The following is a 5,912-nucleotide window of genomic DNA, read 5'->3' on the forward strand; positions in this document are numbered from 1 at the left end:
ACCCCGCAAGCATTCCGTGAGCAATGGGTACCGACCGAGTTCGAGCAGCAACTACAACTCGCATAGCCGGTGGACCTGCCATCGGGGCCCAGTCAGTGATACCCGACAACTCCAACTCCACCATCATATCGACAGATGCTGGCTCCATGTCCGGCGACAACGGCGTCTTCAAGATCAAGGCGGCGGACGGAACAGTCCTGCTACAGCGAGCTGTCGTTCCGGATAGACGATTTCGTCTTTTCCGATCGCAGCCGATATCCAAGATCACATCGTCACTCTGACTCCGTAATTCGGCGTCGGGCACGCGTAGCGACGAGCACGGTTGCGAAAAATGCCGCAGGGCCGTGCGCGCAACGCCGCGGCGGCGGCCACGCGACCTCCTACCGTCAGGAGCGCCAATCAGTCATGCGTCGGGAGTTCAGATGCCAGTCGAATACCGTGTCGCCGCTGTCCAAGCCGAGCCCGTGTGGCTCGACGCGGACGCCACCGTCGAGAAGACCATCGGTCTCATCGAGGACGCAGCTGCTCAGAACATTGCACTGCTGGCCTTCCCGGAAACCTGGGTCCCCGGGTACCCCCTATTTCTATGGCTCGGTTCGGTAGCCGGGCAGATGTCGTACATCGCCCGATATCACGCCAACTCGCTCACCGTGGACGGTCGGCACTTGGCCGCAATCCGGCAGGCAGCGCACCGGACCGGTGTCACGGTCGCCCTCGGATACAGCGAGAAGGATCGCGGCAGCCTTTACATGGCGCAGACCCTGATCGCACCTGACGGCACCATCTACCTGCACCGTCGCAAACTCAAGCCCACGCATGTCGAGCGCAGCCTTTTTGGCGAGAGCGACGGCAGCCACCTGAAGGTCGTCGACACACCGCTCGGTCGGCTTGGCGCACTCAACTGCTGGGAGCACCTTCAACCGCTCAGCAAATACGCGATGTACGCGCAGGGCGAGCAGGTTCATATCGCGGCATGGCCGGCTTTCGGGCTCTACAAAGGCATCGCGTACGCGCTTGGAGCGGAGGCCAATATGGCAGCCACCCAGACTTATGCCTTGGAAGGAGGCTGCTTCGTCCTTGCGCCCACACAAGTGCTCAGCGAACGCGGCATCGAGATCTTCGCGTCAACCGATGACCAGCGTGCCCTGCTCTCCGCCGGCGGCGGTAGCTCTCGTATATTCGGCCCCGACGGAACGCCCCTTGGTGAGCCGCTCCACGAGGGTGCTGAGGGTTTCATCGTTGCCGACATCGACCTCGCCCTGATCGACCTGGCCAAGAATGCCGCCGATCCTGCTGGGCACTACGCGAGGTCCGATTCGACTCGCTTACTACACGACGATCGTCCTCAGACCCCTGTCGTACGTCCCGGCGAGGTTGTAGGACCGTTGTTCCCCGATCTCGACTTGGCCGCGCTAGATGATGTTGCCTCGTGAAGTGTTCCACTTCGATATCCGGAGTGCGCGTCATCGAGAGGTGCATGTGCATTGTGACCCGACGCTAAGTGAAGGCTGACCGACTGCTGGGAGCGGGCAAGGAGATCGCCGATGTAAGTCGGGTCCTGCAGGTCACCGAGGCCACCTACTACCGGTGGCGCCAGTTCGGCAGCGTGAAGGTAGAGATGCCAAACGGTCGCAAAACCTCGAACGCGAAAACTCCACCCTGAAACGGCTTCTCGCGGAGGCGGAACTGGAGAAGGCGGCATTGAAGGAGACTGCAAATTCTGAACCCGAACCCCGGCGGGCGCCCATGGAGCATCCGATGCGGGCGCTGCAGGTCTGCGAACGGCTCGCCTGCCGCGTGACCGGGCAACATAGAAGTACTCAACGCATCGTCCCGGCTGGGCAGAGGACCGCCAATCCTGATGCGGCACCACGAAACTGGTTGCGCGACTGGGCCCGCACTCATCCCCGGCAGGGTTCCGTTGCCCCTATCACGACGCCCGGGCGAGGGCTGGACGGTCAGGCCGCGACGCCGTGCGGGGCGAAAACCACGGGCACATCGGTGACCTATACAAAGTACAGTTCCGCTTATTCAGCGCGACCGCTGCCCCTCAGTTCGGCGGGCGTGACGCCGTATCGCCGCACAAAGGCACGAGTGAACGTTGTACGGTCGGTGAACCCCACCGCCGAGGCGATACTTGTAATCGTACGGTGGGTCTGCCGAAAGTCAGTTAGCGCGCGGTGGGCGACACGCAGGCGTTCGGACCTGATATAGGCAGCCGGCGACACGTCGGCTTCGGCGAACAGTTCGCCCATATAGCGGACCGAAATGCGATGCTGGCGAGCCAGCACCTCAGGGGTCAGCCGGGGATCGGTCAGATTTTCGCTGACGAAGGCTCGCATCGCGGCGAGGAGTGCCTGCCGCCCCACCAATGCCGCCTTCCTGCCATCCGCAAGGGTGCGCAGTGCGGTTGTCAGTAGGTCGACAGCGGTGCCACCGAGTTCGGCCCGCTGATCGGCGGTCAGATCCGGGGCGACTGCCGACAGCTCACGCAAGAAAGTCGCCAGGATGCGTGTCGCCGGCTGCTCGGCGGGCAGAGCGAGGCCACAGATCTCCTCGATGCGTCCGAAACGGTGCCGCAGATGCTCGCGGGGCACCTGTAGCACCACTTCCCAAGTATCAGTGGGGAAGACCAATCGATAGGGGCGCGCTGCGTCGTACAGCGCGCCGCCGCCGTTCGGCATTGGAGTCTCCCGCTCGCCCTGGAAGACGACTCCAGAACCGTGAAGATGGAGAGAAAAGATGAAATCGTCACGGGGGTTGGTGCGAGTCAACCGTGGCGTTCGGGCCACGACGGAGGAGCCCTGGGTCCGGACTTCCGTCACAGTAAGACCGGGTTGCAGAATGCTCTGTCGTACCGTGCCTTGAAACGATTCGCCCGCTGCCGCGAGCGAGAGCGGCACGAAGCTCTCGCTGATTACGTGCGCCCATTCTTCGGCACCATGCGCGACAAATACCTTCATCGTTGGTGGCCATCCGCCATGAAGATCACAACATCATGTCGTGAATCATACGAAATGATTTCCAATATCAAGATACTAGCATGCCGCCCAGGCGCCGTGATGCGCTCAGTCTCGAGTGGGGGCTTTCGGGTTCGATGGCTGCTGAGCCGAGCGCTTCGGTCAGTGCGTCCATCGAGATGTTTTTCCCTAAGTTTGTAGGTGTCTGGGGTTGGTGCCCTGGATGCCCAGGACGGTGGGGTGTGGCTGATGTTTGCTTGCAGCTGTTGTGGCTCCGAAGGAATGGCCGCCCCACCGTGCTGGACGCTCCGGCCTCTGATTGAGATCTGATGCGGTTCGTCGCTGGTTAGGGACCTGATGGCGGGGTTGTCCACGGGCTACGGTCGCGGGAATGGGAGTGTGGGAGTGGTACTGCGCCAACGGATTTGGGTGGGTATCGATGTCGGCAAGGCCACTCATCACGTGTGCGTGATGGATGAGTCCGGCAAGGTGTGCTGGTCGGGCAAGTTCGGCAACGATCAACGGGCGATCGAGGCGGTGATCGACCGTGCCCGCAAGACCGGGGTCGAGTTGCGGTGGGCGATCGATCTGACCAGTCCGCTGGCGGCGCTGCTGATCACAGTCCTGCTGAGTGCCGGTGAGTCGGTGGTGTATGTGCCCGGCCGCATGGTGGCCACGATGACCGGCGTGTTCCGCGGCGAGGGCAAAACCGCCGCCAAAGACGCCCGCGTTATCGCCGACACCGCCCGCATGCGTTCGGATCTGCAACCGGTGACCGCGCCCGATGACCTGGTGGCCGAGCTGACCCAGCTGTCGAGCTACCGCACCGACCTGATGGGCGACTGGGTACGCGGGATCAACCAGCTGCGTGCCATGCTCGCCTCGATTTTCCCCGCCCTGGAGGCCGCGTTCGACTACTCGACGCGCTCGCCGCTGATCCTGGTCGCCCGATTCTGCACCCCGACCGAGATCGGCGACGCCGGAATCGACGGTGGCACAACATATCTCACTGAGAACAGCGCATGACGCAAAGGCATCGGCGCCATGGCCGCACAGGCAATGGCCGCAGCCGGAACCCAGGACATCGCCGTGCCCGGCGAGGCCACCACCGCCACGCTGATCAAGCGGTTGGCGGCTAAACTGCTCGACCTCGACCGCGAGATCAAAGACCTCGACAAGCAGATCACCGCCCGCTTCCGCGAACACCCCCAAGCCCCGATCATCGAGTCGCTGCCCGGCATGGGCCCGCACCTGGGCACCGAGTTCCTCGTGAGCACCGGCGGCAACGCTGTGGCCGAGTTCGCCACCCCGGGCCGGCTGGCCTCCTACGCCGGGCTCGTGCCCGTGCCGCGCGACTCCGGCCGGATCAGCGGCAACCTGCACCGCCCCAAACGCTACAACCGCAGACTGCGGCGCGTGTTCTTCATGGCCGCGTTGTCCTCGATCAAGAAAGAAGGACCCTCGCAAACCTTCTACCAGCGCAAACGCACTGAACGACTCATACATACCCAAGCCCTTCCAGCATTGGCCCGGCGCCTGGTCGACGTGCTGTGGGCACTGCTGCGCGACAACCGGCCCTTCGACACCAAGCCCCCGAACATCAGCGGAGCCCCAGTCGCGGCTTGACATCGTCATTGAGATTCCTTCGATGGTTACATCTTGCCCGTTTCCTGTTGGGGAACAGCGCCGCACCGACGCCGCCGACATCTCCAGCCCGGCCTTCTCGGCCAGCAGGCGGCGCAGCTCGGTGCCGGTCCAGACCTCACGCTGCGCCGCGGCCATCCGCAGCCGCCACCGGATCCTCATGCCGATCTGCCCTCTCCGCTCAACTCGGCCAGCGTCGAGGTGACCGCCCGCCGATACGCGTCCCCGATGAACGTTGCCGCGTGCCGGACGACATACCGCATCGTCGACTCGATCGCCCCGTAACCCAAAAGCTGTTGAATCGCAACAAGGTCCACGCCGCGCGTTCATAGTTGTGGGTCGCACACGCTCGCCGCAGCGCATGCGGGCTGAACCAGTCCTCACGCGGCTGGCCTTCCAACTGCATCAGATACCGCAACCGGTTTCGGATCGTCCCGCGATGCAGTTGCCCACCGGATTCGTCGGCGAACAGCACCAGCGAATCCGGGAACTTCGGGCGCACGTCAGCGAGGAACCAGCGCAGCATCAGATCCAGCCCATCCAGCTTCTGGCACCCACCGCGGCCGCGGACCCGACGTTCTGGCGCCCTTGCCAAAGCGCGCACGCAACTTCCCGAACGGGCCACGATTGAAATGCACATCCGGAACATCAAGCATCGCAGCCTCTTCCGCCCGTAATCCGGCGTGATAAAGCGTCCCGAATAGTGCGTAATCACGGGCGGCGGGCGCGTATTTGCGGGCGGTCGCGATGCGCTACTTCATGAACTCGAAGAACTCCGCAACCCGGGGTCAGTGGCGGCGGCAACTCCGGTGAATCGTCACCCACGTGACGCGAGGCGTTGAATTCATCGATCGGGCACACCAGTTTGACACCGAATCCGGCCTCGATCTCGACGGCCTTTGCGGACCTGCAGCAACCGGTGAAATCCCTTGAACACTTCGACATAACCCCGCCGGGTCGCCAGAGCCCGGCCCGCTACCGCCATCTCGCCCACCACCCGACCGATGTCCTCAGCGGTCACCTCCCACGCCGAACGGCCCAGTGCGATCAACACCCGCTCAAGCACGCCGATGTCATGGTCGATCGTGACCGGACTGAACCCGCGAGCACGCCACGACGCGACGAATGCACCCACGCAACGCCGTTGGAACACATATAGGGATCCGACGCGATCGGCACCGTCGGCACGACACCACCGGGAACAGCCGCAGACCCTGCTAGCGGACACGTGATAATCCGGCTGGGCGGACATTTGGCTCCGGGCTGGCGGACATGATTTCTCCGGATCGGCGGACATCTGGATCTCTG

Annotated in this window: 2 protein-coding genes and 4 pseudogenes; 3 read left to right on the forward strand and 3 right to left on the reverse strand. The window is 63.5% G+C overall.

The window, feature by feature from the left end:
* Window positions 1-422 precede the first annotated feature (422 nt).
* Together ACIBG0_RS41950 and ACIBG0_RS41955 are read left to right on the forward strand one after the other, a co-directional pair.
* Complete coding sequence (locus ACIBG0_RS41950) at window positions 423-1,433, forward strand: carbon-nitrogen hydrolase family protein (protein ID WP_397041205.1); 1,011 nt, start codon at window positions 423-425, stop codon at window positions 1,431-1,433.
* A 68-nt stretch (window positions 1,434-1,501) separates the two neighbouring features.
* A pseudogene (locus ACIBG0_RS41955) lies at window positions 1,502-1,972 on the forward strand (transposase); the annotation flags it as partial.
* Between the two features lie 55 nt (window positions 1,973-2,027).
* Here ACIBG0_RS41955 and ACIBG0_RS41960 read toward each other — a convergent pair.
* On the reverse strand, window positions 2,028-2,963 hold the full coding sequence (locus ACIBG0_RS41960) for a helix-turn-helix domain-containing protein (protein WP_397041208.1): 936 nt from the start codon (window positions 2,961-2,963) through the stop codon (window positions 2,028-2,030).
* A 402-nt stretch (window positions 2,964-3,365) separates the two neighbouring features.
* Here ACIBG0_RS41960 and ACIBG0_RS41965 point away from each other — a divergent pair.
* A pseudogene (locus ACIBG0_RS41965) lies at window positions 3,366-4,586 on the forward strand (IS110 family transposase).
* Between the two features lie 63 nt (window positions 4,587-4,649).
* Here the strand turns inward: ACIBG0_RS41965 and ACIBG0_RS41970 are convergent.
* Window positions 4,650-4,766 (reverse strand): annotated as a pseudogene (locus ACIBG0_RS41970) (XRE family transcriptional regulator); the annotation flags it as partial.
* A pseudogene (locus ACIBG0_RS41975) lies at window positions 4,763-5,792 on the reverse strand (tyrosine-type recombinase/integrase). The pseudogenes ACIBG0_RS41975 and ACIBG0_RS41970, both read right to left, overlap by 4 nt.
* Window positions 5,793-5,912 lie beyond the last annotated feature (120 nt).

Source organism: Nocardia sp. NPDC050630, assembly GCF_044457245.1.
Lineage (GTDB): Bacteria > Actinomycetota > Actinomycetes > Mycobacteriales > Mycobacteriaceae > Nocardia.